Below are 25,814 nucleotides of genomic sequence, written 5' to 3' on the forward strand. Positions count from 1 at the left end.
ATTCATATATCCTTTATTTCGCTAACTCATGAATTGCTTGCGCGTAAATTGCTGTTGCTTTTAATAAGTCTTCAATTTCAATGTACTCATCTTTTTGATGCGCAAGTTCTTCTTTTCCAGGGAATAGCGGGCCAAATGCAACGCCAGCTTTCAATGAACGGGCGTAAGTACCACCGCCGATTGCTAATAGCTCTGCTTTTTCTCCTGTTTGTTCTTCATACACGCGCTGCAGCGTACGAATTAATACGTGGTCTTTATCGACGTGATGCGGACGAGAGTTAGAATAATCCGCTACTTCAAATCCATGAATACTAACGTATTCTTTTAACTTCGCAATCATTTCTTCAAAGTTAGTCGTAACTGGGTAACGTACGTTTAACCCTAAGTTGCCACCGTTTTCTTTCGTATAAGAAAGGCGACCGACATTCACTGTTAACGGACCGCTAACTTCGTCTTTATAAGCAATAGTAGCTTTTTCACCAAAAATATCACCAGTAAATGTTTTTGCTGCAAATGTCGCAAATGCATTTGCTTTTCCATCAAGTGAAACTGTAGTTAAGAAGTTTGCTAATAGTAAACCTGCATTTTCTCCTTTTTCTGGAGTAGATCCGTGTGCTGAAATTCCTTCTATTTGCAACGTCACCGTATTTCCTTCTATAGTTGAGTTCCCTATTTTTTTAGCCGTTTTTAAATACTCTTCATATGCTACTGTAAGTGCATTTACATCTTCTCCTGTAATAACCGCTTTTGCAAAATCAGGAACCATGTTTAAACGGCGGCCTGACTCAAATGAAACGAGTTCATATACACCTTTTTTCTCTTCACTACCATTTTGCACAACTTGTATATCAGAAATTCCTTTTTCTGCATTAATAATTGGAAAGTCCGCGTCTGGCGCAAAACCGATTGTTGGCATTTCTTCGTTTTTAAAGTAGTGATCTACACATTTCCAGTTACTTTCTTCATCTGTTCCTAAAATCATACGAACGCGTTTTGAAAGAGGCAACCCTAATTCTTTCACAATTTTCATCGCATAATAAGCTGCCATCGTTGGGCCTTTATCATCAATTGCACCACGTGCAAAAATCTTTCCTTCGCGAATATCTGCACTATATGCAGGAGTCGTCCAGCCATCTCCTTCTGGTACAACATCAACATGACAAAGAATACCTACTAGTTCTTCTCCTTGTCCCATTTCAAGATGACCTGCATAACCTTCTAAATTTTTAGAAGAAAAACCTTCTAATTCTCCTTTATGTAACATGAAAGATAAAGCTTTTTCTACACCTTCACCGAACGGTGCGCCCTCTTTCGCCGACTCTTCTTCCCACACACTTTTAATTTGCAAAAATTGTTGTGTATCACGAATTAAATCATCTTTTCGTTTTGCAACTTCTTCTGTCCAATTAATCGCTGACATCACGCATCCATCCTTCGCTATATTATCTCTTTCATCATAGCAAACCGAAATCCCTTATGCCATACACGAAAGTCAAATACCGAACAATTGTAATATTTCAGATATTTCCCATTAGTTTTTCTTTTATTTTTTCAAAAAATTTTGCAGGAATTTGGCGTTTTACGTAGAATTTTATGTGTTAGTTGACTGATCATATATACAATGTCAACTACCAATATTTTTCTATATGAAATTTTGTTAAACTTTTGTAAAATTTAAGTAGATTAAAGCATGAATTTTATCATGTAGAGTACAATGGTAGTAACGACCTTCTTTCCTGAATGGGGTCAAAAAAACTAGTAGAGGAGTGGTTTTCTCTTGAAACCTACAACTACTCGTATGCTAACACGCATTAAATCAATTTATATGTACATCAATGAAAACGGAACGGTAACGACGAAAGACCTTGTAGATGAGTTCGGGATCACACCGCGAACGATACAACGTGATCTAAATGTGTTGCAGTTTAATGAACTCGTGTATAGCCCTTGCCGCGGTAAGTGGACAACAACAGGAAAGAAAGTGAGAATGACCTCATAACGAAAAAATAATTGTATGTAAATAAATACATACCCCTTTCTAACTCATTAGAAAGGGGTCTTTTCTGCGCCTAAAAACAGGACTACTTCTCAGTATCTACTTGATATGTTTTTAACATTTCTACTTCTTCATCTGTTAGCTCTCGGTATTCTCCAAGTTCTAGTTCTTCATCTAATACTAACGGACCCATCTCTGTTCTCTTTAGGTAAACAACCTTTTTCCCTACTGCTTCAAACATGCGCTTCACTTGATGGAATTTTCCTTCTGTAATCACAAGCTCAATTTCAGAAACATCATCGCTTTTTAATATTGTAAGTGCACCTGGTTTCGTTTCATAACCATCGTCTAAAATAACACCTTTAGCAAACTCTTTTACATCCTCTTCCGTTACAACTCCTGCAACGTGTGCATAGTATTTTTTCGGCACATGCTTTTTCGGAGATAATAATTGATGTGATAACTTCCCGTCATTTGTTATCAATAAGAAACCTTCCGTATCGATATCAAGTCGTCCAACTGGGAACGGATCAAAGATTGCATCTTCTAGTTCTAATAAATCTATTACTGTTTCGTGATTATCATCTTCTGTAGCTGAAATTACACCTTGTGGCTTATGCAGCATTAAATAAACAAACTCTTTATATTCTACAACTTCACCGTGAATCATAACTTCTTGCTCTTCTACATTTACATGAACCTTTGCATCTTTCACCGGCGTTCCATCAATCTTCACAACGCCGTCTTTCAATAATTTCTTTACTTCTTTTCTACTTCCGTATCCCATATTCGCTAATAATTTATCTAATCTCACGTTTTTCACCTTCTTTATTTATCATAGAAAAGGGGACGTATTTACGCCCCTTTTGATTTCAACTTTATTTTGAATCTACTGCCAAGTTTACGCTGAATTTTCTCTAACGCTTCTCCGCCAAATACTCTTTCAAGTACTCCTGTGCGAATTGCTAACAGACCGTAAACAAGACCACCAACACCTGCACAAATCGCAACTGTAATTAAAGCACCAATACGGCCATCTGGCGAAATCATGAAGGATAGAATCCACTGTGATAGTTTTACCGCCACGACCATTACAAGTGTTAATACTGCAATTTGGAATGTTCTCTTATATACAACACCAAATGAATAGTGTGCATGTTTTTGGATTTGTCTATTCGTATACCATACGGAAGCTAAAAAACCGACTGCAGTAGCTAAAATCGCTCCTACTGTACCGAAATATCGAATAAAGATTACGTTACATACAAATTTCAAAATAACACCCATAACAAGTGCGACAATCGCATGTTTTTGTTGATTAATCCCTTGCAGAATCGCGGCTGTTACCGTAAATAAAGCAAATAACAATGCAACTGGTGCATACCACATTAACACTTGTCCACCTAATGGATCTGAATCGTAAAACGCAGTGTAAATTGGATAAGCCAGTGTTGAAATACCGACAACTGCTGGCAATGTTAAAAACATATTCGCCTGGAATGTTTGTGTAATTTGTAATTTTAAATAGCGATATTGTTTTTCCGTAAATGATTTTGTAATCGCTGGTACAAGCGTTAAACTAAACGCTGTTGCAAGCGATACTGGAATCATAATTAATTTATGCGTCCACATTGTGAAAATACCGAGCGCTCGCTCTGCGATATCACCTTGACCAATTGCCTGCATAATAGAGTTAAATGTCAATGTATCAATTTGTTGATATAAAGGAATTGTTAACCCAATTACAACGTAAGGAATTGCATACGCAAATAACTCTTTAAACAATTGAACGGTACTTACTGTCGATTCTGGTACAGTTTGTTCAATTAAATATTGATCCAAATATTTTTTACGTTTTAACCAGTACCAAATTAATACGCCGAGTGCTCCAACTGCTGAAACGAATGCAGCGAATGTCGCAACTCCGACTGCTGTTGCTACTGTACCGCCAAGTATTTTAATAACGATGAAACTACCCGCTAGTAAAAAGACGATACGAATAATTTGTTCAATAATTTGTGACACCGTAGTCGGTCCCATCGATTGGTGACCTTGGAAATAACCACGAATCAAACTTGCTGCCGGTACAACAATAAGTGCGAAACTTACGAGGCGAATAATCGTCGTAACTTCTTCTACCTTATTTTGTAAACTTTGTTTACCAAGCATTGCTTCTGCAAATAATGGTGCGGTCATGTACAGTACTAAGAAGGAAAGAACCCCTGTTACTATCATCATAACCATTCCCGAGCGGAACATTCTTCGGCTCGTTTTATAATCTCCAAGTGCATTATATTTGGAAACAAACTTTGAAACAGCAAGCGGCACCCCTGCCGTTGCAATACTTAAAAATATCGTATATGGAATATATCCATATGTATAGAGCGTTCCGCCTTCTGTGCCTACTAATGCATGAAACGGAAAGACGTAAATCATGCCTAAGAACTTTACTAAAAATGTCCCTAACGTCACAATAAGCGTTCCGCGCAGAAATTTTGAATCGGACATACGAAAATCCTCCTACTTCCTATATAACGCTGAACTCTAACTTTTGTATTGTACCACAATTCTCCCCTCAAGCAGTACTTCACTCTATTTTTCTTTTAAGGGAAAACATGCTATTCTTTTAGGCAGGAAATGTAGAAAATGAGGTCGATATATTATGCATTATGATGTTATTGTAATCGGTGGCGGGCCTTCTGGGCTAATGGCTGCAATCGGTGCTGCAGAAGAAGGCGCAAATGTCTTACTTCTTGATAAAGGAAATAAACTAGGGCGCAAACTTGCGATTTCTGGTGGTGGTCGTTGTAACGTAACGAACCGTCTACCACTTGATGAAATCGTTAAACATATACCAGGAAATGGCCGCTTCTTATACAGCGCTTTTTCTATTTTTAATAATGAAGATATTATTAAATTCTTCGAAAATCTCGGGGTAAAATTGAAAGAGGAAGATCATGGCCGTATGTTCCCTGTATCAAACAAAGCGCAATCGGTAGTAGACGCACTTTTAACACGATTAAAAGATTTAGGTGTAAAAATCCGTACGAATACACCTGTTGAAACGATTGAATATGAAAATGGTCAAACGAAAGCAGTTGTATTACAAACAGGCGAAGTGTTAGAAACGAATCACGTCGTTATCGCTGTTGGCGGAAAATCTGTTCCTCAAACTGGTTCTACTGGAGACGGATACGCTTGGGCTGAAAAAGGTGGTCATACAATTACAGAATTATTTCCAACAGAAGTACCAATCCTTTCAAACGAGCCATTTATACGTGATCGCTCATTACAAGGTCTTGCTTTACGTGATATAAACTTAAGCGTATTAAACCCGAAAGGAAAAGCTATCATTTCTCACAAAATGGACATGCTCTTCACTCATTTCGGCCTATCTGGTCCTGCTGCTCTTCGCTGTAGTCAATTCGTCGTGAAAGCACTGAAAAAGTTTAAAACGAATACAATACAAATGAGTATTGATGCATTACCAGAAGAAAATAGTGAACAACTATTCCAGCGCATGCTGAAACAAATGAAAGAAGATCCGAAAAAAGGAATTAAAAACGTGTTAAAAGGATACGTTCCCGAGCGTTACTTCCTATTCTTATTAGAAAAAAATGAAATTGACGGTAGCGAACAAGCTGGACAAGTTTCTCATGAAAAGATTCGTGCACTTGTGAAAGACTTTAAAGAATTTACTGTGAATGTAAATGGTACGCAGTCAATTGAAAAAGCATTCGTTACTGGCGGAGGCGTATCTGTTAAAGAAATTAATCCGAAAGAAATGTCTTCTAAATTCACGAATGGCTTATATTTCTGCGGAGAAGTTCTTGATATTCACGGTTATACGGGCGGTTATAACATTACATCCGCTCTCGTTACTGGTAGAATTGCTGGAACTACAGCTGGAGAAAATGCGAAAATGCAATATTAAAAAAGAAACAGCATTCCTGTTTCTTTTTTATAGGTACATGAAATTATATCGGCGATTCTGCAAATATATCAGCGATTCTACGACTTATATCAGCGATGTTTCAAAAATACCAGCGATTCTGCAACTTATATCGGCGATTTCTCAAATATATCGACTTACCGACAATAAGCGACAAATATACACTCCTCCTAACTTCCCATTACTTATTTGTTGCTTTATATACCTTAGTACCTTTATATTTTATATTGTTGAATATTTAAAAAAGGGTAAGGGGAAAACATATGAGAAAAAAAGTCATGGTGTCTTTAATGCTAATGACGTTTCTTTCTGCCGTAGAAGGAACGATTGTTAGTACAGCAATCCCTCGTATAACGAGTGATTTGTCAGGCGTCGAACTTGTTAGCTGGGTTTACGCAATTTATATGCTTGCCACAGCGGTTTCGACTCCAATATACGGAAAATTGGCTGATTTATTCGGTCGTAAAAAAGTTCTACTTATCGGAGCTACAATCTTTTTAATCGGCTCTGCACTTTGCGGTGTCGTTACATCGATGGAACAATTAATCTTCTTCCGTGCTCTTCAAGGTATAGGTGCTGGCGCTGTTATGCCAATCACAATGACGATTATTGGAGACTTATATAGCGAAGCGAAAGACCGCGCGAAAGCACAGGGCTGGATGAGTGCCGTTTGGGGTGTATCTGGTGTTGTCGGGCCGTTAGTAGGTGGTTTTTTAGTTGATTCTCTTTCTTGGCGCTATATTTTCTTCTTAAACGTTCCTTTCGGAATTATCGCTTGCTTAATGTTTGCCACTTCTTATAAGGAATCTGTTAAGTCTGCCGCCAAGCAGCATATCGACTATCTTGGTGCGACAGTCTTCTCATTAAGTACAATTGCTTTACTATACGCATTATTAACAGGTAGCAGTAAGCAAAACTGGGGAGACATTACAATCATCGGTCTATTAATCTTTTCGGCTGTGTCATTCATTATTTTCTTATACATCGAGAAAAAATCTCCGGAACCATTAATTCCGCTAGCACTTTTCTCTAACCGTACATTATCTACGATAAACATATTAACTCTTATTGCCGGTGCGATGATTATTAGTATTACAATGTACCTTCCAATTTGGAGCCAAGGTGTATTAGGAAAAAATGCGACAGAAGCTGGACTCATTTTAATGCCAATTCCTGTTATGTGGACGTTCGGTGCTATGTTCTCCGGTAACTTAGTTGGCAAATTACAAACGAAACAAATTATTTTACTCGGAGCTAGCATTTTATCAGTTGCTACCTTCTTATTATTTACATTGTCAACAAATTCACCATCGTTCCTTATTTATGTTGCAGTCGGATTATTCGGCTTAGGCATGGGGCTTGTGACACCTATTTACATGGTAACAATTCAAGCAGCCGTACCAGCTCATACACGCGGAACAGCCGTTGGTTTAAACACATTTATTAATACATTTAGTCAAACGTTAGGTGCTGCAATATTCGGTACAATCTTCAATACGATGATTCACGCACGTGGTATTAAAAACCTTGATCTTGTATCTGGCGGACACGGCGGAACTACAGCAAACGTAGCAACTGAATCACAATCTGCATTAGCAGCAAGTGTACACGTTATTTATATGAGTACTTTCGTATTAGCAGTATTTACATTAATTATTGCTTGGCTCTTATTAAAACCAGCTACACAAACAAGTGAGCAATAATAAAGAGGATGACCCAAATGGTCATCCTCTTTTATTCTTCATTCTCCACAATATGTTTAAGCACGGACAATTTATTATCCCAAAATCGTTCATAATATGAGAGCCACTGCTTTAATTCTTCTAACGGCTCCGGCTGCAAACAATATATCTTCTCTCTTCCACTCTTTCTTCCACTTACTAAATTCGCTTCTGAAAGAATATGAAGATGCTTCACAACAGCCGTACGACTCATCGGAAAATGATCCGTTATTTTTGAAATTGGTAACTCTTTATCACTTAATAACCGTAACACTTCTCGGCGGGTCGGATCAGCAATTGCTTGAAATACATCATATTTCGCTGCTGACGAAGACATTTATCCTTCAACAACCTTTTTCAGTTTTTCATTTACAATCGCTACCCAGCCGCCATTCATTCTATCGCGAATAATAGAGCTCTTCGCATTCGCTTTCGGCAGAATTTCATCAGGATGTTTCCAACCGCCGTGAATTAATGTAAATTCTGTTTTATTTTCTCCTAAGTCTCTCAAATGGAATGAAACAACCCAGCCATCTGTGTCCCATGAGAAAGATAAATGGTTTGGTTCATCAATTTCTAACACTTTACATGGTGACGGTCCAAATGGTGATTGAACATGAAACTCATGTCCTACCTCTAATTCAAAATCATTCGGCATAAACCATGATTCAATTCCTTCTGCAGTTGACACTACATTCCATACTTTTTGAATAGACGCGTTAAAAACGATTGTTTGTTTAATATCGTTTAATGTATTTTGTTGAGTCATTTTTTTAGCCCCTTTATCCAGCATTAAAACATAACACCTTTTAGTTGTATTTGAATAATATAACACCTTTTAGTTTCATGTCAACACTAATTCTTTTTACCGTTGAGAAATTCTCAACATTTTTTCAACAGGACAAACACCCTCTCAGCATTCCCTCATAATATACTCACAAAGGCAATAAAAAATAAAAACTTCTCTCAACATGAAACTCCATCATTCATATTGAAAGAAGTGCCTTACTTATATCATGCGTACATCGTCTCTCCTCCTTCCCTCAAGAGGCAATACGCAAGATATAAAAAATCAGAAGGAATATGCCCACCATTTGAGTAGGTAGTTATTTCTCTTCTCCTCAACATTTCCTTAGGAGCGAAATGACTACCCACTCACTTTTTTAAACAAAAATAAAAAGGGGATGAAAGCTATGTTCTATTGCATTAACTGTTCTGACATTCACCATGAAAAACATCCGAATGATAAAGTATTCAAAAACGGTTTTTATATTGATCCATTTTTAGGTGATCGTTATCACCTCGGTATGTGTAAAGATGCCCAAGATCATGAAACAGAGGCAAACCTTTTAGCGACAAAGAAATTAGGCGCACCCCAATCTATTATGAACGTATTACCAACCCATGTTGTCCCAACATAAAGTGAAACTTTAATCAGTGGGGGGTTTTATTCATCCCCCACTGATTATTAGTTGAACCAATCGGGCTTTTACGGGCAATTGCCTCCCACCTAACTTCCTCGTATGCGCTAAATTTTGAGGTGGGAGTCTTACTGCCCGTTAATGCGGGATAAAGCATAAAAAAGAGCTGGCTCACCCAGCTCTTTTTTATGCTTTATAAACAATCATTGCTGAAAAACAATAAATTTGGTTTTCATCATCGTTAATAGAAACACCAACTTGGTACTTAATATCTACAAAGTGACTATCATCAATCTTTTTCAAAAACACATTTACAGCGTCTTCTAAGTCTTTTTCGTGACTTTCATCAAACACTTTCACACGAATCATGTTCACACCATCCTAGATCGCAGCCCTCCGCCGCTTGATTATTGCCACGGTGCGTATCTATGATGCGATAAAACTTTCCATTTTCATATATATATCCGTCTTCTAACACATATTGTTTATCTTCAGTATAGACATAAAACTTACCTATCATAAATTTACTCGTATATAATTCCAAATAATTTGATCTAAATTTAGCTACAACTTTATTTGTAATATCAATTTTTATTGTGTGCCCCACCTTCTCTCCCTCCTTTGCAAAGAACGGATTTAGGTATATTGTATTAGCGATTTTACATTTTATGCTTAAAAATAAGTGGATATGCCCCTTCTTCACCCTGTACTATTTTTCTAAAAAAGTCACCTATATTTATTTCACATAAAACCATAAAAAAAGACCTTTTACATATTGACTCCAATGTATTCAATATGGTATTATATAAAATTTGACATTTTTATGAACTTATGTTATCATTAAAAGTGGTTACCACATATGGAGGTGGATGATTTGTTTCAAATTGGTGATAAAATCGTTTATCCAATGCACGGTGCAGGGATCATCGAAGCAATTGAGGAGAAAGAAATATTAGGTACTTCGCGTCAATATTGTGTGATACGCATCCTTAGTAAAGATATGCAAGTAATGCTTCCGATGGATCAATTACAAAAATCAGGTATTCGTTATATCGTCGATAAAGGTACGTTAAATGATATACTTCTTGAATTTCAAAATGGGGAATCAGACCCATCACTCTCATGGAAACAAAGATATACAATGAATATGGAAAAAATGAAAAACGGCAATCTGCAAGATAGTGCAGAAGTTGTTCGGGATTTACTTCGCCGTAATAAAGAAAGAGCATTAAATGCGAGCGAAAAACAAATGCTAGATAATGCACGTAAAATGATGATTAGTGAAGTTGCGCTCGTACAAGACGTTTCTGAACATCAAGCGACAGAATTTCTTCAAGAGACAATTAATCATTAAATTTAAAATAGCTCGCGCTATTTTTTTTTGCCAAAAAGGACAAAGAGATAAAACTCTTTGTCCTTTTCATATTATCCACGCCCAGCTTGAAAAGATGGGTATAAAGTCATTCCACCATCTGCAAATAACGTAATTCCAGTTACGTAACTCGCCTCTGATGAAGCGAGCCAAGTTGCTACTGCTGCGATTTCTTCAGGTTTTCCAATATAGCCCATCGGTATCATACTTTCTACGTCAGCACGCTGCTTTGGATCAGCAAACTTTTCAGCATTAATTGGCGTATTTATTGCACCTGGTCCAATATTATTTACTCGAATACCTTTTGGTGCATACTCTAACGCTAACGTTTCTGTCATAAGTTTAATACCGCCCTTACTTGCTGCGTAGTGCACAAATAGTGGCCACGGAATTTTCTCATGAACGCTAGACATATTAATGACAGATCCTTTAATGTCGTGTTCCACAAAATATTTAATCGCTTCACGGCTTCCTAAAAAAGCGCCTGTTAAATTTGTATTGATTACTTTATTCCAATCTTCTAACGGCATTTCATGCGACGGTACCGCGTTTTCTATTCCTGCATTATTAATCATAACGTCGAGCGTACCAAACTCTTTCACAGCAGATTGAATGAGATTCATAACATCTGCCTCGACCGTCACATCACCTTTTACAGCAATCGCTTCTCCGCCTACCTTTTTAATTTCTTCTAACACATCATTCGCTTCTGAATCTCGTGAGCGATAGTTAATAACGACCTTTGCTTTCTCCTTAGCAAACCTTACTCCCATCGCTCTTCCGAGACCCGTTGCTGATCCTGTAATAACGACGACTTTCCCTTCTAAATCACTATACATTTCAATACCTCCTTAACCTTTTGCAATTCCTAACATAATTCCAGCTGCAATAATAAAAACGATCCCAACAACGATACCTGTTAATTGACGTTTCGTTTTTCTTTCGCCTAATATAAGAATCCCGCCAAGCGTCGAAATAACAATTCCCATTTGCGATAGTGAAAAGCTTGTTGCGACTCCGACACGCGGCTGCGAAATGAATAAAAACATATTTCCAGCTGCCCAAATTAATCCTGGAACAATATTTCGTATCGCATATTTATTAAATGGATGATGTTTAAACGTAAGTAAAATACCTCCTAACACCATACCAACTGCTTGTGGTAATAAAGCCGACCAACCATCTACGTTAAATAGCCTAATAACTACTACGTAAACTAAATAACCGACTGTTGAAATTAATAAAATTATGATGCCCCTTTTAAAATTTGCTGCTTGCTCTGCATTTTTTTCTTCTTCACTTTGAAGTGACGTTAAAATAACACCGATAAGAATACAAACGAGCGCTAAAATTCCAAGGACGACTGAAATTGTCGTGGACCATTCATGAAATACGATAACGCCAAATAAAGTCGTCGCAACTAATTGCAGTCCTGTTGAAATTGGCATCGTCCTCGAAACACCCATTAAATCAATACTTTTCAATTGATTCGCCTGACCAAGTGCCCAAAATAAACCTGACACAATTCCAACTCCAATAACGGTAGGAGTTAATACTGGCTTTACAAAAATATAAACAACAATCGAGAAAATAAGTGCACCAAGCGTTGTGCCAAGCGTTTGACTATACGGTCCACCGCCCAGTTTCACATTAAATAGCACAATACTTCCCCAAAATATAGCTGGTAAAATCGCTAAAAATATATCCATGGCTCATTACCTTTCTTTACGAAATGTCATCAGTTACCGCTCTACACTGTTAGAGTGTGCTTTCATTTTTTCTTTCGCTTGTGCGCAAACCTTTTCTGCGATCGCACTAGAAACATTTTTTTCTCTTTCCACTTTCTTGATCTTTATGTGATCTAAATTATCTTCCAAAGTAAGTGTAACTTTGTCATTTGGCGGATTATGTGCACCTTGAAAAGTAAGAAATTGTAGCGTCACTTCAAATCGAGGAACGAATTCATCTTTCTTGCCGAGACGCTTTATATTTATAACTGAATCACATTCATATTGATCTTCTGTCGCTTGCCTTATAACGGAGTAATATCGATTTAAGAGCGCACTCTCTAAAAGTTGTTCTTTCGATTCTTTCGCCAAAGAGTCGCTTGGAGAAAAGAGAAAGATAGAACATATCATCGTCATCATTACACATATTTTTTTCATAATGCCCTCCTTGTTCTATAAATTAGTGTTCTCAAAAATACCATAAAAAAACGACTTCCCCTATTTAGGAAAGTCGTTTTAATGAATCCAATATTAACCACCGCTCACCGGCGGTATGAGTGCAACAACATCACCAGATTGAATTTTATCATCTTCATTTGCGTATTCTTCATTAATTGCAACCATAATTGGCGCTGATACTGGTACATTATATTCATTGGCAACAATATCTTTTAACTCTGCAACCGTAATATTTTCTTTCTCTATTCGTAATTCACTTGTTCCTGCTTCTTCTTGCAAGTGCGCAAATAACAATACTCGAATCATACTTATAACTCCTTCCCAGGCTCTCCCGCCGGATATGGCGTTTTTTCTAATTGGTCACCAATCCACGAGTCACCATCTTCCCAAAACTCCTTTTTCCAAATGGGAACGATTTGTTTTATGCGTTCCATAATATATTCATTCGCTTCATAGGCCGCTTTACGATGCGGTGTTGAAACAGCCACAACAACCGCGATATCAGAAATTTGCAATGTACCGATGCGATGCGTGATCGCAACGTGTGTACCTGGCCATTTCTCCTTCACTTCTGAGCCGATTTTCTGTAGCATCTTTTCTGCCATCGTCTTATAAGCGACATACTCTAAGTATAATGTACGACGCCCTTTCGTAAACTCCCTAACCGTTCCAATAAACGTTGTAACAGCACCGCATTCACGGCGAATTACTTTCTTCGCTACCTCTTCAATCGAGATTTCTGTATCAATTACTTCATAATATGTATTTATCATTTCGCACTCCTAACCGTTTGTAAAAACCAGTCTATGTACAACTTTTCTTCTGTTATATGAAATACTTTATATTCTTCTCGTAAATTTACCGGCGCATTATACCACGTAATGACCGCTACTACATTTTCTACTTTATGTACAAGTTCAACGTCTTCCGCAGAACGAAGTAACACTACTTTCGGATAGTTCTCTTTTTTATAGCCCTCTATTAAAATTGTAGCCACTTCAAAAAACTCATATAAGCGAATAATTTCTTGTAAGGACCATTCCTCTCTTAACGAAGAAAGTGAAAGTAATCCCGCACCTTCTACACTACTTACGACAGCACCGGCTTTTCTGTGTCTTTCACTATCTTTTTGTGCTACTTCTGGAAAACCTCCGTGCCCGTGATGTTTAATTGTAGCAACTTTCATTTCGCTTTCGGCTAAAGCATACACAACTTTCTCTACAAGTGTTGTTTTCCCGCTATTTTGATACCCTACTATTTGTATGATTGAAGAGGCTTTTCCCAAGGCCAATCACATCCCTCCGAATGCTCTAACAATAATACGGATACTTTCATCCCTGCCTCAAATCCTCTCGTTCCTCCAGGCAACACGATAAACGCATTTGCATCCGCAAGTGAAGATACCGCACTCGATTTATCTAAACCGACCGGCATCGCTTGTAATACCCCATCCACGATCGTCACGTTTGCTCTTACGAAACGAGTAAATGGATTTGGCTTTGGAAAATCTTTTTGTAAAATAGCATCAGCTCTATATACGTGAGGCTCCTTCGCATACAAATACGTTTTTATAATCGGATGCACAAATAATTCAAAGCCTACATAACAAGCAGACGGATTCCCTGATAAACCGAAAAGTAACTTTCCATCAACTTCAGCTACTGTCGTTACACTTCCTGGTCTCATCGCTATTTTATTAAAGAGGACATTCGCCTGTAATCTTTCATATATAGCTGGTAAGTAGTCATAATCTCCTACCGAAACACCGCCTGTTGTAATTAAAATATCAACCTCATCCATCGCCGATTGAACAGCTGTAAAACATGCATCTAGCTCATCAGCCAGTTGGCCATAATATCGGACCTTTCCACCAGCTTTCATAATTTGAGCGGCAATCATATAAGAGTTACTGTTTCTAATCTTTCCTGGTTCTAACGACTCGTGTACTTCTAGTAATTCACTCCCTGTCGTTACAATACCGACAACAGGCTGTTTTACAACTTTCACAGTACTATATCCAAACGTCGCTAATAGCGCAGCAACACCTGGATTAATTGCAACACCTTTCTTAACGAGAACTTGATTTTGTTTTATATCTTCTCCTTTAAATGACACATTGTCACCACTATTAAAAGGACGCTTTAACCTCATATATGTTTTTCCGTTCTTCTCAAATCCTTCTGTCAGTTCTAGCATTACGACTGCATTGCAATTCTCTGGAATAGCTGCTCCCGTCATAATACGAACTGCTTCAAAAGAACCTACCTCTTTTACAAAAACAGACCCCGCTCCAATTTCTCCTATCACTTCAAATTCAACTGGATTCTCTTGATTCGCTTCTTTCGTATCTTCTGCTCGAATTGCGAAACCATCGTAAGGAGAACGATCAAAATGAGGAACGTCATGATCTGAGACAACACCTTCCCCAAGAATTCTCCCGTAACTTTCCGTAATAGAAACTTCTTCTACTTCACCATGCTTCGCATATTTCATTACCCGCTCTACTGCCTCAGCAACTTGAATTGGAATTCGTTTTTCTACCATCGTTTCTCACCTCATATTTGCAATTTTTTTTATCTCGATTAAACTTTATATATTAAACAGAAATTACTTCAAGGAGGAATTCCATGTCTTCATTCACACACTTTAATGACCAAGGACGCGCGAAGATGGTTGATATAAGCGACAAAAAAACAACCGTTCGAACAGCAATTGCGTGCTCTAGCATTGTAGTTACGAAAGAAATTTACGATAAAATCTCTCACAATGAAATTGGGAAAGGTGACGTATTAGCAGTTGCCCAAATCGCAGGCATTATGGCTGCAAAACGCACTTCTGATATTATCCCAATGTGCCATCCTTTATTATTAAAAGGTGTTGACGTTTCTTTCGATTGGCAACAATCAAATGAACAATATCGATTACTTATTGAAGTAAAAGTTAAAACAGAAGGTAGCACTGGCGTTGAAATGGAAGCTTTAACAGCTGCTTCTGCTACGGCTCTTACCGTGTATGATATGTGTAAAGCTGTTGATAAAAGTATGATTATTGGTGAAACGTACTTACTTGAAAAAACAGGTGGAAAAAGTGGCGATTATACGAGAAATTCGTAATCCTCTCCGTTGAACCTAAAGGATTTCCTTTAGGTTCAACCTATATATCTTGCATATAAACTTTTCGCTACATTCATATCATTTGTCCCATGAATAAACGCCCTACCATCTGTAAATAGAACAAATCGATATTCTTCTATCGGGAATGATAATAAATAAGGTGTTGCCTTTACCTCTACACTTTTTTGTAAGCGCTTTTTAGTTTCTTCTAAATTAAAATCTTTCCGCATCCCTGGACGAATTTGTACTGTATTCCGCCCACATAACACTTCCGTTTTCGTTTGTGCTTCAAATGTTAAACTCGGATATGTACGTAATCTTCCACAAGATAAACACGTATCTTTTTTCTGCCTATTCACTTTAAATGCCATCTGCTGATTATTCCAAAGGTCAAACGATAGCATCGTTTCACGAAGCGCACCAAAGTCTTCTACTAATATTTTCAACGCTTCTGTTATTTGATGCGCAACTACTAACTGCACCGCTGGCTGTATAATACCAACTGTATCACATGTTGCTCCACTCGCCGGATGCTCCATTAAACAGCGGAAACACGGTGTTTTCCCTGGTAAAATTGTATAAGTCACTCCGTAACTTCCGACACAACCACCATATATCCACGGAATATTATACTTTTGTGAAATATCATTAATGAGAAGACGCGTTTCAAAATTATCTGTCGCATCTAATATTAAGTCTACACTATTCACTAGTTCTTCCATTTCTTGCACCGTTACATCAGTTACAACTGGATTAATTTCCACCTCAGAATTAATCGCTTTTAAATGTTCTGCTGCCGCTACCGCCTTCGGTTTATACTGCTTTGCATCTTCTTCTGTATATAATTGTTGTCTTTGTAAATTGCTCCATTCTACATAATCGCGATCTGCAATCGTTACTTTTCCAACACCTGCTCTAACAATCGCCTCTGCATTTGCCGCACCTAGGGCACCAGCGCCGATAATAAGCACATGCTTCTCTCTTATTTTTCGCTGCCCTTCTTCTCCAACACCAGGAAATAATATTTGTCTTGAATATCGCTCCTGCATACGATAGCCCCCTTCCTTATCCTCCTATATAAGACATTTCAATTTTCGGACGATTTTTTGCACTTTCTTCTGTCCGTTCATCTGAATATCTATCTTTTCTATTCATCCATACATCTTGTATAACATGTAATAGCTCTTCATCCGAAAGATTATCTCTAAGAAGTTCCTTTATATCCAATCCTTCCGTCGCAAACAAACAAGTATAGAACTTTCCATCCGCCGAAATTCTCGCTCTCGTACAAGAAGAACAAAACGACTCAGAAACAGAAGTAATAAAACCGACCTCTACATTTGTTCCAACATACCGATATCGTTTCGCAACTTCACCAAAATAATGCGCTTCAGCTTGCTCAAGCGGATACACTCCATGAATTGTCTCAATTAATTCCCGCTTCGTAACTACTTGATCAAAATTCCATCCATTCGTACTACCAACGTCCATAAACTCAATAAATCTAAGCGTGATTCCTTGTTCTTTAAAATATGCAGCCATCGGTAGTACTTGATGATCGTTCATCCCTTTTTTCACAACCATATTTACTTTTACTTCAAGCCCTGCCTCTTTTGCTGCTATAATGCCCTTAATCACAGGTTTCGTATTAATATTTCGACCATTAATATTTCTAAATGTATCATCATCTATCGCATCTAAACTAACATTCACTCTATGTAATCCAGCTTCTTTTAATGCCTTCGCTTGCTTCGTTAAATGAATTGCATTTGTCGTTAACCCTATATCTACTAGCCCGTCAATTTTCACGAGACGTGCAATAAGTTTTGTTAAATCTTTACGAAGCAGTGGTTCGCCACCAGTAAGTCTAATTTTTCGTACACCGATGCTAACAAACACTTTTGCCAAACGTTCAATTTCATCAAACGTCAGTAAAAACTCATCTTTCAAAAAAGCATAATCAGGCCCAAATACTTCTGCTGGCATACAATATGTACATCTAAAATTGCAACGATCAATGACAGATATGCGTAAATCTTGAAGTGGGCGTCCAAAAAAGTCTTTAACCATCTCCTGCATCGCCACCCTCCCTTTCTGCCAAATTTCTTTCTTTTCATTCTATTATAATATATTTTCGAACTGCGATGTTTTTGCTAAGGTGAATAAAGTGAAACTTTAAACAATAGGAAGTTATCCATTCCCCTCTGATTAGCGAGAGTTACTCTCAAATACTGGGATAAAAAAACCTTGAAACATAAAAGTTCCAAGGTTTTCTACTTATTAACTTAATCTAATAATCGTTAGAGTAGCTCCTGGCGTTGCCGTAGATAATGTAGCCAGTGCAACTACTCCAAATAATTGCAAACTAACGGCAGCTCCAGCAGGCAAATTAGCAATTATTGTTGCACTAAATGAACCAGTAGCCACTGCTGGGGAGTTTATCGTTCCCGCAAGCGGACTTCCATTTACAGTTATACGCGAACTTACAAGTAATCCTGCTGTTAAATTAATTGTATAGGCTATATAATAATTCCCTGCATTGGCAACTGTAAATACAGTATTTCCACCACTAACGGTTATTCCTGGTCCAATATTTTGATTGCTTGGTAATGGGATATTTGTACCGCCTAATAAAACAGAAATAACACTTCCTGATGTATTATTCGCAAATGCATACGTTGCAGTTGTACTAACTCCAGTCACCCCGGTCGCTCCAGTGGCTCCAGCTCCGGTTGGGCCTGTTGGACCTTGGATTCCTTGTGAACCTGCTGGACCCGTATCACCAGTTGAACCTTGTGAACCGGTTACTCCCGTGGCTCCGGTTGGACCTTGAATTCCTTGCGGGCCTTGAATTCCTTGTAGCCCTGTTGCTCCGGTTGCTCCGGTTGCTCCGGTCGCTCCCGTGACTCCCGTTGGTCCTTGAATTCCCTGTGGGCCTTGCGCTCCTGTTGCACCCGTGTCCCCGGTTGGGCCTTGTGGACCTTGTAAGCCTTGCACTCCTTGAGGACCTGTTGGACCTATTTCCCCTTGCACTCCTTGTATTCCAGTTGGGCCTTGTGGACCGGTCGGACCTTGGATTCCTTGTATCCCTTGAATTCCCTGTGGTCCTTGTGCTCCCGTCGCCCCGGTTACTCCTTGTATCCCTTGTAGACCTTGTTCTCCTTGAATTCCTTGTGGTCCAGTTGGCCCTTGAATTCCTTGAGGACCTTGTATTCCTTGTGGACCTTGATCTCCCGTCGCCCCAGTTACTCCTTGTATCCCTTGTGGACCTTGAATTCCTTGCGGGCCTGTTGGACCTATTTCTCCTTGCACACCTTGTATTCCTTGTGGACCCTGTAAACCCGTCACTCCGGTTGCTCCCGTTTCTCCTGTCGCTCCTGTCACTCCAACCGGCCCTGTCGCTCCGGTATCTCCGGTTGCCCCTGTCGAACCGGTTGCTCCGGTCGGTCCAGGTGGCCCACCGGATGGACCTGTCACTCCTGTCGGACCTGATGGTCCCGTTGGGCCAGTCGGTCCTGCTGGTCCTCCTGAAGGTCCCGTTACCCCTGTTGGACCTGTTGTTCCAGTTGGACCTGTTGTTCCTTCCCCTGTCGCCCCAGTTGCTCCCGTATCTCCTGTCGCTCCCGTCGGACCTTGTATCCCTTGAATTCCTTGTGGTCCTTGCACTCCTTGTGCACCTGTTGCTCCTTGAATCCCTTGAATTCCTTGCACTCCCTGTGGCCCCATCGGACCTGTTGGACCAATTGCCCCTTGAGCACCTTGCACTCCTTGCGGGCCCTCTGGACCGGTTACTCCTATTTCCCCTTGTATCCCTTGAATTCCGGTTGCTCCTTGTGCTCCTGTTGCTCCCGTTATCCCTTGCACACCTTGTATTCCCTGTATTCCTTGTGGGCCTTGTGGGCCCGTTGCTCCTACCGGTCCTTGTATGCCTTGTATCCCCTGTGGCCCCTCTGGACCCGTTGCTCCAACTGGACCTGGCACTCCTTGTATTCCTTGCGGGCCTTGAAGTCCCTCTGGGCCTTCTGGACCTGTTGGGCCTATCTCACCCATCGGACCTTGTATCCCTTGAACTCCTTGTGGTCCCGTTGCTCCTGATGGACCTGGTACTCCTTGTATACCTTGTGGACCTTGATCTCCTGTTACTCCTGTTACACCTTGAGGTCCTATAGCTCCCTGTATACCTTGTGGGCCTTGATCTCCGGTTGCTCCCGTTATTCCTTGAATCCCCTGAACACCTTGGATCCCTTGCTCACCAGTTACTCCCGTCGGACCAGGAATACCTTGAATTCCCTGTGGCCCTTCTGGACCTGTTGGGCCAATTGGCCCTTGAATTCCTTGTATCCCTTGTAGCCCCTGCGCACCTGTTTCTCCTGTACTTCCTGTCGGACCGGTTAGCCCCTGACCTGTTGCTCCAGTATTTCCAGTTGCTCCTGTTGGTCCTGTCACCCCTGTACTTCCACTCGGTCCACCCCCAGGACCTGTTGCTCCTGTCGGGCCAGTTGGCCCTGGAGGGCCTCCTGAAGGTCCAGTTATCCCTGTTGGACCTGTTATTCCTGTCGGGCCTGTAATCCCTTGACCTGTTGCTCCTGTTGTTCCCGTACTTCCACTCGGTCCCTCTGTCCCTTGGATTCCTTGCACTCCTTGAATCCCTTGTGGACCTGTTGCTCCCGGTATCCCTTGCACTCCTTGGATTCCTTGAGAACCCTCAGGTCCGGTAGCTCCAATCGGACCCTGTAATCCCTGTACACCCTGTATCCCTTGTACTCCAATCGGACCTGTTGGACCAATGGGCCCTTGTAATCCTTGCACACCCTGTAAACCTGTCGCTCCAGTTTCTCCTTGTGGACCTCTCAATCCTTGTGGCCCCTGCTGTCCTTCTGGTCCAGTTGCACCTATTGGCCCAACTGATCCTTGTATCCCTTGCACACCTTGAGGTCCTGTCGGGCCCATCTCCCCCATCGGACCTTGTAATCCTCTTGGTCCTTGAGGTCCTGTTGGGCCTTGTGGACCGGTTGGACCAGTAATCCCTATACCTGTAAATCCAGTTGGAACAGGGGGAAAAGTAGGCCCAATAAGTTCGGGTGGAATTCTAAAATTAGAGCTTAACGAATTTTGCTTCCGATTATTATCACGATTCTTCACACTTTCACCACCTACAAACCGTCTTTTTCATAATAAATAAGCCTCTTCTTAATCTATTTACAAAAATAATTTCCAAGACTATTTTTATTTTAAATAATAAAAACTCCCTTAATTCCTTAAGGGAGTCCAGCAATTGAATCCATATTATCTGTATTCGGGACAGCTTGCGCTATACTCGATGCATTTACACTTTGCCCCATATTTGTTCCTGTTACAGTACCAGCAGGAGTACCTCGTGTATATGTTGTCGTCACAGAATCACCCGGCTGTAAACAAAGCTTCGTCTCTGTTCCTATTACTGTAACAACATCAATCCAAGTACACCCCATTGAACCACTATACGATTTCGTAGCAGTAAATGAAGTATCACTCAAATTGTCACCTGTAAATATATTCCCAGTATTATTAACAATAACAAACTCTTTTATATGCGCAGGCATAATTACACTCTACCTTTCCTCTACGAACCTAATGTACGTGTGCTCGTTGCTAATGGCGGAAGGAATACTGATGTTCTAATCACCGCTTCTGGCTGCCTTTTTCCATTTAAAAAAATAGCCGCACTCGATCCTCCAGCACCCGCGTATATTTTCGCTACAGCTAAAGGTGAGATATCATAACAGTCGCCGACATTAACAGCTCCTGTATTATTAATAATTTTTACTTTACGCAAATTAATCCCCATTTCCCCCTCCTCCTTTTGTATACTGTATGCAAAAGAAAAAAACTTGAAACAGACTCGTTTCAAGTTTTTAGTAATTAACTATTTCATTTCGCCTTCATATTGAAGCATACCGCCAACCATATTCACTGTTTTAAATCCTTGCTCATTTAAATAATGGCATACATTCTCACTGCGCATTCCCGAACGGCAAATAAAGATATATTCATTCTCTTTATTAAAGAAGTCTACTTTATTTGGGATATCACCCATTTTAATATGTACCGCTTCTGGAATTTTCCCTGCTGCTACTTCTTCATCTTCCCTTACATCTACTAAAAATAACGTTTCTCCATTTTCTAAACGTTCTTGTACTTCTTCTGTTGTAATTGTTTTTACTTCTGTCATATGTCGTTCCTCCTTATATACAATAAAACCTTTCGTTTCTTCTTTAAACAACCATTTCTAATCAATTTTAGCATGCAAAAGAAGGAACGCAAAGAATGGAGAAGTTATTTCTCAATTTCTCCGTAAAACTTATTCTTTACAAACATCTCTATCGCATTGTATCCTCAATATACTTGTTTTATGAAAGGAGTCGATTAAAATGACACTTTTTCTTTTCATTATGAGCATTATTTTTTTAACCGCCGCAATTATTGTACTCAGCATGAAAAATAATAAAAAGTTAAAATCTCCCCAAGAAATGTCATTCTTATTTCTATTACTTAGTATAGCGTTCTTCGGTATAGCAATCGCTACATATATTTTCCGTCTACAAATCATGTAAAAAAAGGTGCCTACTACACATATTGCACCTTTTTCACATCATTTATTTTCTACACAAAACTAGACACTTTCCGATTTAAAAATTCATAAACTTTCTTTTCAAATAAATGGATATCTAACGCTCCTGCCATATGCCCATTTATACTTTCTATTTCATAGACCTCCGCATACTTCCCTTGTTTTTGCAAAATGTCTACCATTTTATAATTGTAACGAGACGGCTGAAGTAAATCTTGTTTACACGGAATCATAAGTACATTCGCTTTTATTTTAGAAAGAGCCTCTTCCAAAGAAGAAAATCCATGCGCAATATCATGCAATAAAACTGCTTTCGCAGTGTACATCCACGAATTTGCATCTACTAACTCTATACTTTTGTATGTCACTTTATTTATCTCTTTCTCAAATGATGTTAATGTAGAAAACTTTTCATAAGGTTCTACCTCAATACTGTTACGAGGAAATTCCGTTTCATAAAAATGCTCATCAAAAGCGTTCATAAACATCATTCTGTTTGCTAAATGAAGCCCCTGCATTGGCTGTGTTTCTCCATATTTCCCGCCCTTCCAACTTGGATCTAGTTGAATTGCTTCAATCGCATTTTGCGCTACATTTACTGACGTTATAATTGGATTTTGCGGGTTCGTAATAACGCCAATCATTCGCTCTACCATATGAGAGTAGTGAACAGCCCATTGCTGCGCAATCATTCCACCCGCCGACGGCCCTATTACAGCATGTAACCTTGAGATTCCCATATTTTTTATTAACTCATATTGTATACGAGCTACATCAAGAAAGGTAAACACAGGGAAATCCATAACATACTCTTCCCCTGTTTCTGGATTAATCGACTTCGGTCCCGTTGTAATTACATACGGGTTCTTCACCTGTACATTACAAAGATTATCAGTACATATAACAAAATATTTATTTGTATCAATCGCTTTTCCAGGTCCAATTAGCCCAGCCCACCAACCAGACTCCTCATCATGCACAGTATATTTTCCTGCTGCATGACTTGTTGCACTAAAATAATGACAAACCAAAATGGCATTTGACCTTTCTCTATTTAAAATACCATACGTCTCATATCCCATTTGAACAGGAATTTCCCTACCATTTTCAAATGTAAACTCATTTAATGCAAACTTCTCTTTTTTTACAATTTGCACAGACTCTCCCTCTTCCCGTTATAGTATGAACTGCTTACTAAAGGTTTTTTTCTATGCAAATCAATCTCCTTCTTCTTTTCATAAATAAATGAATAATATACAAAATTAGCCACAAAATAGCACTATATTACAAAAATCAAAGAGGGCATACATATGATTTGGAATTGGCTACGTAAGAAAAAAAAATCAAATTCAACAGAGACAAAAGAAGCAGATAACCCGAAGCAGCAGCCTAGTAATCAAGAGATTGTGAACAAAGATCAGACTAGAAGTATGAAACATAATAAAGGTGATAGTAGCGAGCAAAAAAACTCGAAACAAGATGATTACTCTCATAAGAAACAGCAAAATTCTAAAAAAGATGATCCTTCTCATGAGAAACAGCAAAATTCGAAACAAGACGATTCCTCTCATGAGAAACAACAAAACTCGAAACAAGACGATTCCTCTCATGAGAAACAACAAAATTCTAAGCAAGACGACTCTTCTCATGAGAAACAACAAAACTCGAAACAAGACGATTCCTCTCATGAGAAACAACAAAATTCTAAGCAAGACGACTCTTCTCATGAGAAACAACAAAATCCTAAACAAGACGACTCTTCTCATGAGAAACAACAAAATTCTAAACAAGACGACTCTTCTCATGAGGAACAGCAAAACTTGAAACAAGACGATTCCTCTCATAAGAAACAACAAAATTCTAAACAAGACGAAGCTTCTCATGAGAAACAGCAAAACTCGAAACAAAATGATTCTTCTCAGAATAAACAACAAAGCTCTGGAAGTAATAGTATTTATGATTTTTCGAAGCCAGAAAAAGACCGTATTCATTCACTACAAGATTTAATAGAGAAGCTCAAGAAGTCTAGTGATTTTGTTAATTATCACACATCTGATGATGAAACGATGCCATATTGGATTTCTTACTATCGTCCTTCACTTGATGGGGAGAAATTGCAAAAGTATTTAATGCCTACTCTTTTGGAACGACCTAATGCTTCACTAGAAGAACTGAAGGAACATATTCCGATGAGTGGTATCACAATTACGAATGACTTACAAAAAATTGAGGACATGGTTTTAAAAGGACATGCAATTATTCAATTGAAGCAGCAAGATCAAAAATGTATGCTTGCAAACATTGCAATTGATAATTATCGTGCACCAACCCCTCCTTTAAACGAATCAACTGTTATTGGGCCACAAGAAGGTTTCGTAGAGGATATTGATACAAACATTAATTTAGTTCGAAAACGTCTTCCTGTTTTAGATTTACAAACAAAAGAAATGATTATCGGCGAGTTTTCCAAAACAAAAGTTGTCATGATGTATTTAGACAACCTCGCTGAAAAAGATAATGTTGATTTTCTCGAGGAATCATTACGCGCTCTTGAATATGATCAAATTAATGATAGTGCTTATATACAAGAATTGATGGGTGAAAAATCGATTTTCCCTCTCTATATCAATACAGAACGCACTGATAGAGTTACAAAAGCACTCATTGATGGAAAAATCGCTATTTTTGTTGATGGTTCTCCAAGCGTGCTACTTACTCCAGTATCCTATTTCGATTTTTTCATTTCACCAGAAGACTATAACGTCTCCTGGCTGTACGCTACATTTTCAAGGATTTTAAGATTAATCGCCGTTCTATTTTCAATCTGCGCTACACCGTTATACGTTGCAGTCTTAAATTATCATTATGAACTCATTCCAAGTGACTTACTTGAAACTTTGATTTTATCAAGGGCACAAGTACCGTTTCCACCTTTAATTGAAGCGCTCTTTTTAGAACTTGCAATCGATTTATTAAGAGAAGCTGGTGCAAGGTTACCGATGAAGGTCGGTCAAACACTCGGTATTGTAGGCGGTATCGTAATCGGGCAAGCCTCTGTACAAGCTGGTTTAACGAGTAATATTTTATTAATTATCGTTGCACTATCAGCACTCGCTTCCTTTATTACACCTATTTATAAAATGGGTAACGCTGTTCGATTACTACGCTTCCCGTTTCTCATATTTGCAGAAATAGGTGGACTTTTCGGTATTTCTCTTGGATTTATCTTTTTATTTACTCATCTATTTAGACTTACTTCCTTACGTAAGCCATACGCTTTATTTTACCCGACAAGGCAACAATCAGTTAAAGATTCTTGGATTCGTTTCCCTTTAACAATGATTGATACAAGAGATGTGCAAGCAAGACCACAACATGTAAAAAAAGCAGCGAAAGGAATTTCAACAAAACATAGATCGGACTTCGATGATTAAGAAATGAGG

29 protein-coding genes are annotated in these 25,814 nt (G+C 38.9%); 8 read left to right on the forward strand and 21 right to left on the reverse strand.

Annotated features, from left to right (window positions below):
* Positions 1–13: 13 nt before the first annotated feature.
* Entirely contained in the window at positions 14–1,420 is a 1,407-nt protein-coding gene (gene pepV / locus MHB70_RS22085) for a dipeptidase PepV (RefSeq protein ID WP_001274245.1), read from the reverse strand.
* Between the two features lie 357 nt (positions 1,421–1,777).
* Here pepV and MHB70_RS22090 point away from each other — a divergent pair, with 357 nt between their 5' ends.
* Positions 1,778–1,999, forward strand: a complete 222-nt coding sequence (locus MHB70_RS22090) for a DeoR family transcriptional regulator (RefSeq protein ID WP_000805512.1) — start codon at positions 1,778–1,780, stop codon at positions 1,997–1,999.
* Positions 2,000–2,081: 82 nt separating this feature from the next.
* Here the strand turns inward: MHB70_RS22090 and MHB70_RS22095 are convergent, their stop codons facing one another.
* On the reverse strand, positions 2,082–2,810 hold the full coding sequence (locus tag MHB70_RS22095) for a pseudouridine synthase (protein ID WP_001234943.1): 729 nt from the start codon (positions 2,808–2,810) through the stop codon (positions 2,082–2,084).
* Positions 2,811–2,851: 41 nt separating this feature from the next.
* Positions 2,852–4,504 (reverse strand): putative polysaccharide biosynthesis protein, encoded by a 1,653-nt coding sequence (locus tag MHB70_RS22100; RefSeq protein ID WP_001284037.1) that lies wholly within the window; start codon positions 4,502–4,504, stop codon positions 2,852–2,854.
* A gap of 154 nt (positions 4,505–4,658) precedes the next feature.
* Here MHB70_RS22100 and MHB70_RS22105 point away from each other — a divergent pair, with 154 nt between their 5' ends.
* Positions 4,659–5,930, forward strand: a complete 1,272-nt coding sequence (locus MHB70_RS22105) for a BaiN/RdsA family NAD(P)/FAD-dependent oxidoreductase (protein ID WP_000558856.1) — start codon at positions 4,659–4,661, stop codon at positions 5,928–5,930.
* 281 nt (positions 5,931–6,211) lie between these two features.
* The gene (locus tag MHB70_RS22110; RefSeq protein WP_001228037.1) at positions 6,212–7,651 is read left to right on the forward strand and encodes an MDR family MFS transporter; all 1,440 of its coding nucleotides are present in this window, start codon (positions 6,212–6,214) and stop codon (positions 7,649–7,651) included.
* Between the two features lie 31 nt (positions 7,652–7,682).
* Here the strand turns inward: MHB70_RS22110 and MHB70_RS22115 are convergent, their stop codons facing one another.
* Complete coding sequence (locus tag MHB70_RS22115) at positions 7,683–8,006, reverse strand: ArsR/SmtB family transcription factor (RefSeq protein WP_000098843.1); 324 nt, start codon at positions 8,004–8,006, stop codon at positions 7,683–7,685.
* Positions 8,007–8,438, reverse strand: coding sequence for an SRPBCC family protein (locus MHB70_RS22120; protein ID WP_000193760.1), 432 nt, complete (start codon positions 8,436–8,438; stop codon positions 8,007–8,009).
* A 424-nt stretch (positions 8,439–8,862) separates the two neighbouring features.
* On the opposite strand from MHB70_RS22120, the gene MHB70_RS22125 reads away from it, so the two are divergent.
* On the forward strand, positions 8,863–9,090 hold the full coding sequence (locus MHB70_RS22125) for a DUF3973 domain-containing protein (RefSeq protein ID WP_000498975.1): 228 nt from the start codon (positions 8,863–8,865) through the stop codon (positions 9,088–9,090).
* 186 nt (positions 9,091–9,276) lie between these two features.
* Here the strand turns inward: MHB70_RS22125 and MHB70_RS22130 are convergent, their stop codons facing one another.
* A complete protein-coding gene (locus MHB70_RS22130) occupies positions 9,277–9,459 on the reverse strand; it encodes a sporulation protein Cse60 (protein WP_000621749.1) in 183 nt (60 codons plus the stop codon).
* Positions 9,437–9,697, reverse strand: a complete 261-nt coding sequence (locus MHB70_RS22135; protein ID WP_000510186.1) for a DUF2553 family protein — start codon at positions 9,695–9,697, stop codon at positions 9,437–9,439. The genes MHB70_RS22130 and MHB70_RS22135 overlap by 23 nt, the downstream gene beginning before the upstream one ends.
* A gap of 252 nt (positions 9,698–9,949) precedes the next feature.
* Between MHB70_RS22135 and MHB70_RS22140 the strand changes: the two genes are divergently transcribed.
* Entirely contained in the window at positions 9,950–10,444 is a 495-nt protein-coding gene (locus MHB70_RS22140; protein WP_000451448.1) for a CarD family transcriptional regulator, read from the forward strand.
* Positions 10,445–10,515: 71 nt separating this feature from the next.
* On the opposite strand, the gene MHB70_RS22145 is transcribed toward MHB70_RS22140, so the two are convergent.
* The 7 genes from MHB70_RS22145 to moeA all read right to left on the reverse strand — a co-directional run bounded on the left by MHB70_RS22145 (position 10,516) and on the right by moeA (position 15,192).
* Positions 10,516–11,301 carry a glucose 1-dehydrogenase gene (locus tag MHB70_RS22145; protein WP_000286691.1) on the reverse strand — a complete coding sequence of 262 codons (786 nt, stop codon included), beginning with the start codon at positions 11,299–11,301 and terminating at the stop codon, positions 10,516–10,518.
* A 12-nt stretch (positions 11,302–11,313) separates the two neighbouring features.
* Positions 11,314–12,171 carry a glucose uptake protein GlcU gene (glcU, locus tag MHB70_RS22150; protein WP_000350876.1) on the reverse strand — a complete coding sequence of 286 codons (858 nt, stop codon included), beginning with the start codon at positions 12,169–12,171 and terminating at the stop codon, positions 11,314–11,316.
* Positions 12,172–12,204: 33 nt separating this feature from the next.
* Entirely contained in the window at positions 12,205–12,627 is a 423-nt protein-coding gene (locus MHB70_RS22155) for a DUF3888 domain-containing protein (RefSeq protein WP_000717664.1), read from the reverse strand.
* Positions 12,628–12,720: 93 nt separating this feature from the next.
* Positions 12,721–12,954, reverse strand: coding sequence for a molybdopterin converting factor subunit 1 (moaD, locus tag MHB70_RS22160; protein ID WP_000621781.1), 234 nt, complete (start codon positions 12,952–12,954; stop codon positions 12,721–12,723).
* A gap of 2 nt (positions 12,955–12,956) precedes the next feature.
* Positions 12,957–13,421, reverse strand: coding sequence for a molybdopterin synthase catalytic subunit MoaE (gene moaE, locus MHB70_RS22165; RefSeq protein WP_000611223.1), 465 nt, complete (start codon positions 13,419–13,421; stop codon positions 12,957–12,959).
* A complete protein-coding gene (gene mobB / locus MHB70_RS22170) occupies positions 13,418–13,939 on the reverse strand; it encodes a molybdopterin-guanine dinucleotide biosynthesis protein B (RefSeq protein WP_061529698.1) in 522 nt (173 codons plus the stop codon). Before mobB ends, moaE begins: the two co-directional genes overlap by 4 nt.
* Positions 13,903–15,192 carry a molybdopterin molybdotransferase MoeA gene (gene moeA / locus MHB70_RS22175; RefSeq protein ID WP_061529699.1) on the reverse strand — a complete coding sequence of 430 codons (1,290 nt, stop codon included), beginning with the start codon at positions 15,190–15,192 and terminating at the stop codon, positions 13,903–13,905. Before moeA ends, mobB begins: the two co-directional genes overlap by 37 nt.
* An 83-nt stretch (positions 15,193–15,275) precedes the next feature.
* On the opposite strand from moeA, the gene moaC reads away from it, so the two are divergent.
* A complete protein-coding gene (gene moaC, locus MHB70_RS22180; protein ID WP_000094155.1) occupies positions 15,276–15,761 on the forward strand; it encodes a cyclic pyranopterin monophosphate synthase MoaC in 486 nt (161 codons plus the stop codon).
* Between the two features lie 35 nt (positions 15,762–15,796).
* Here the strand turns inward: moaC and MHB70_RS22185 are convergent, their stop codons facing one another.
* From MHB70_RS22185 to MHB70_RS22210, 6 genes are all read right to left on the reverse strand, one after another.
* On the reverse strand, positions 15,797–16,810 hold the full coding sequence (locus tag MHB70_RS22185) for a molybdopterin-synthase adenylyltransferase MoeB (RefSeq protein ID WP_001158077.1): 1,014 nt from the start codon (positions 16,808–16,810) through the stop codon (positions 15,797–15,799).
* A gap of 16 nt (positions 16,811–16,826) precedes the next feature.
* The gene (gene moaA / locus MHB70_RS22190) at positions 16,827–17,840 is read right to left on the reverse strand and encodes a GTP 3',8-cyclase MoaA (protein WP_001157124.1); all 1,014 of its coding nucleotides are present in this window, start codon (positions 17,838–17,840) and stop codon (positions 16,827–16,829) included.
* A gap of 201 nt (positions 17,841–18,041) precedes the next feature.
* Entirely contained in the window at positions 18,042–20,903 is a 2,862-nt protein-coding gene (locus MHB70_RS22195; RefSeq protein ID WP_061529700.1) for a BclA-related collagen-like exosporium protein, read from the reverse strand.
* A gap of 116 nt (positions 20,904–21,019) precedes the next feature.
* On the reverse strand, positions 21,020–21,343 hold the full coding sequence (locus tag MHB70_RS22200) for a hypothetical protein (protein WP_001110863.1): 324 nt from the start codon (positions 21,341–21,343) through the stop codon (positions 21,020–21,022).
* Between the two features lie 20 nt (positions 21,344–21,363).
* A complete protein-coding gene (locus MHB70_RS22205; RefSeq protein ID WP_000512461.1) occupies positions 21,364–21,588 on the reverse strand; it encodes a spore germination protein in 225 nt (74 codons plus the stop codon).
* Between the two features lie 78 nt (positions 21,589–21,666).
* The gene (locus MHB70_RS22210; RefSeq protein WP_000141215.1) at positions 21,667–21,972 is read right to left on the reverse strand and encodes a rhodanese-like domain-containing protein; all 306 of its coding nucleotides are present in this window, start codon (positions 21,970–21,972) and stop codon (positions 21,667–21,669) included.
* A gap of 199 nt (positions 21,973–22,171) precedes the next feature.
* On the opposite strand from MHB70_RS22210, the gene MHB70_RS22215 reads away from it, so the two are divergent.
* Entirely contained in the window at positions 22,172–22,354 is a 183-nt protein-coding gene (locus MHB70_RS22215) for a hypothetical protein (protein WP_000171892.1), read from the forward strand.
* Positions 22,355–22,403: 49 nt separating this feature from the next.
* Here the strand turns inward: MHB70_RS22215 and MHB70_RS22220 are convergent, their stop codons facing one another.
* On the reverse strand, positions 22,404–23,528 hold the full coding sequence (locus MHB70_RS22220) for a homoserine O-acetyltransferase family protein (RefSeq protein WP_001167598.1): 1,125 nt from the start codon (positions 23,526–23,528) through the stop codon (positions 22,404–22,406).
* A 153-nt stretch (positions 23,529–23,681) separates the two neighbouring features.
* Here MHB70_RS22220 and MHB70_RS22225 point away from each other — a divergent pair, with 153 nt between their 5' ends.
* Positions 23,682–25,805, forward strand: coding sequence for a spore germination protein (locus tag MHB70_RS22225; protein ID WP_098839283.1), 2,124 nt, complete (start codon positions 23,682–23,684; stop codon positions 25,803–25,805).
* Positions 25,806–25,814: the final 9 nt, after the last annotated feature.

Origin of the sequence: Bacillus sp. FSL M7-1020, assembly GCF_038050415.1 — a bacterium.
GTDB classification, from domain to species: Bacteria; Bacillota; Bacilli; order Bacillales; family Bacillaceae_G; genus Bacillus_A; species Bacillus_A toyonensis.

What these genes read in the sequence shown, in the direction of transcription:
- pepV (WP_001274245.1), bottom strand. Translation starts at nt 1,420, where the DNA reads ATGTCAGCGATTAATTGGACAGAAGAAGTTGCAAAACGAAAAGATGAT.
- MHB70_RS22100 (WP_001284037.1), bottom strand. Translation starts at nt 4,504, where the DNA reads ATGTCCGATTCAAAATTTCTGCGCGGAACGCTTATTGTGACGTTAGGG.
- MHB70_RS22105 (WP_000558856.1), top strand. Translation starts at nt 4,659, where the DNA reads ATGCATTATGATGTTATTGTAATCGGTGGCGGGCCTTCTGGGCTAATG.
- MHB70_RS22110 (WP_001228037.1), top strand. Translation starts at nt 6,212, where the DNA reads ATGAGAAAAAAAGTCATGGTGTCTTTAATGCTAATGACGTTTCTTTCT.
- MHB70_RS22115 (WP_000098843.1), bottom strand. Translation starts at nt 8,006, where the DNA reads ATGTCTTCGTCAGCAGCGAAATATGATGTATTTCAAGCAATTGCTGAT.
- MHB70_RS22120 (WP_000193760.1), bottom strand. Translation starts at nt 8,438, where the DNA reads ATGACTCAACAAAATACATTAAACGATATTAAACAAACAATCGTTTTT.
- MHB70_RS22125 (WP_000498975.1), top strand. Translation starts at nt 8,863, where the DNA reads ATGTTCTATTGCATTAACTGTTCTGACATTCACCATGAAAAACATCCG.
- MHB70_RS22130 (WP_000621749.1), bottom strand. Translation starts at nt 9,459, where the DNA reads ATGATTCGTGTGAAAGTGTTTGATGAAAGTCACGAAAAAGACTTAGAA.
- MHB70_RS22140 (WP_000451448.1), top strand. Translation starts at nt 9,950, where the DNA reads ATGGAGGTGGATGATTTGTTTCAAATTGGTGATAAAATCGTTTATCCA.
- MHB70_RS22145 (WP_000286691.1), bottom strand. Translation starts at nt 11,301, where the DNA reads ATGTATAGTGATTTAGAAGGGAAAGTCGTCGTTATTACAGGATCAGCA.
- glcU (WP_000350876.1), bottom strand. Translation starts at nt 12,171, where the DNA reads ATGGATATATTTTTAGCGATTTTACCAGCTATATTTTGGGGAAGTATT.
- MHB70_RS22155 (WP_000717664.1), bottom strand. Translation starts at nt 12,627, where the DNA reads ATGAAAAAAATATGTGTAATGATGACGATGATATGTTCTATCTTTCTC.
- moaD (WP_000621781.1), bottom strand. Translation starts at nt 12,954, where the DNA reads ATGATTCGAGTATTGTTATTTGCGCACTTGCAAGAAGAAGCAGGAACA.
- moaE (WP_000611223.1), bottom strand. Translation starts at nt 13,421, where the DNA reads ATGATAAATACATATTATGAAGTAATTGATACAGAAATCTCGATTGAA.
- moeA (WP_061529699.1), bottom strand. Translation starts at nt 15,192, where the DNA reads ATGGTAGAAAAACGAATTCCAATTCAAGTTGCTGAGGCAGTAGAGCGG.
- moaC (WP_000094155.1), top strand. Translation starts at nt 15,276, where the DNA reads ATGTCTTCATTCACACACTTTAATGACCAAGGACGCGCGAAGATGGTT.
- MHB70_RS22185 (WP_001158077.1), bottom strand. Translation starts at nt 16,810, where the DNA reads ATGCAGGAGCGATATTCAAGACAAATATTATTTCCTGGTGTTGGAGAA.
- moaA (WP_001157124.1), bottom strand. Translation starts at nt 17,840, where the DNA reads ATGCAGGAGATGGTTAAAGACTTTTTTGGACGCCCACTTCAAGATTTA.
- MHB70_RS22200 (WP_001110863.1), bottom strand. Translation starts at nt 21,343, where the DNA reads ATGCCTGCGCATATAAAAGAGTTTGTTATTGTTAATAATACTGGGAAT.
- MHB70_RS22205 (WP_000512461.1), bottom strand. Translation starts at nt 21,588, where the DNA reads ATGGGGATTAATTTGCGTAAAGTAAAAATTATTAATAATACAGGAGCT.
- MHB70_RS22210 (WP_000141215.1), bottom strand. Translation starts at nt 21,972, where the DNA reads ATGACAGAAGTAAAAACAATTACAACAGAAGAAGTACAAGAACGTTTA.
- MHB70_RS22215 (WP_000171892.1), top strand. Translation starts at nt 22,172, where the DNA reads ATGACACTTTTTCTTTTCATTATGAGCATTATTTTTTTAACCGCCGCA.
- MHB70_RS22225 (WP_098839283.1), top strand. Translation starts at nt 23,682, where the DNA reads ATGATTTGGAATTGGCTACGTAAGAAAAAAAAATCAAATTCAACAGAG.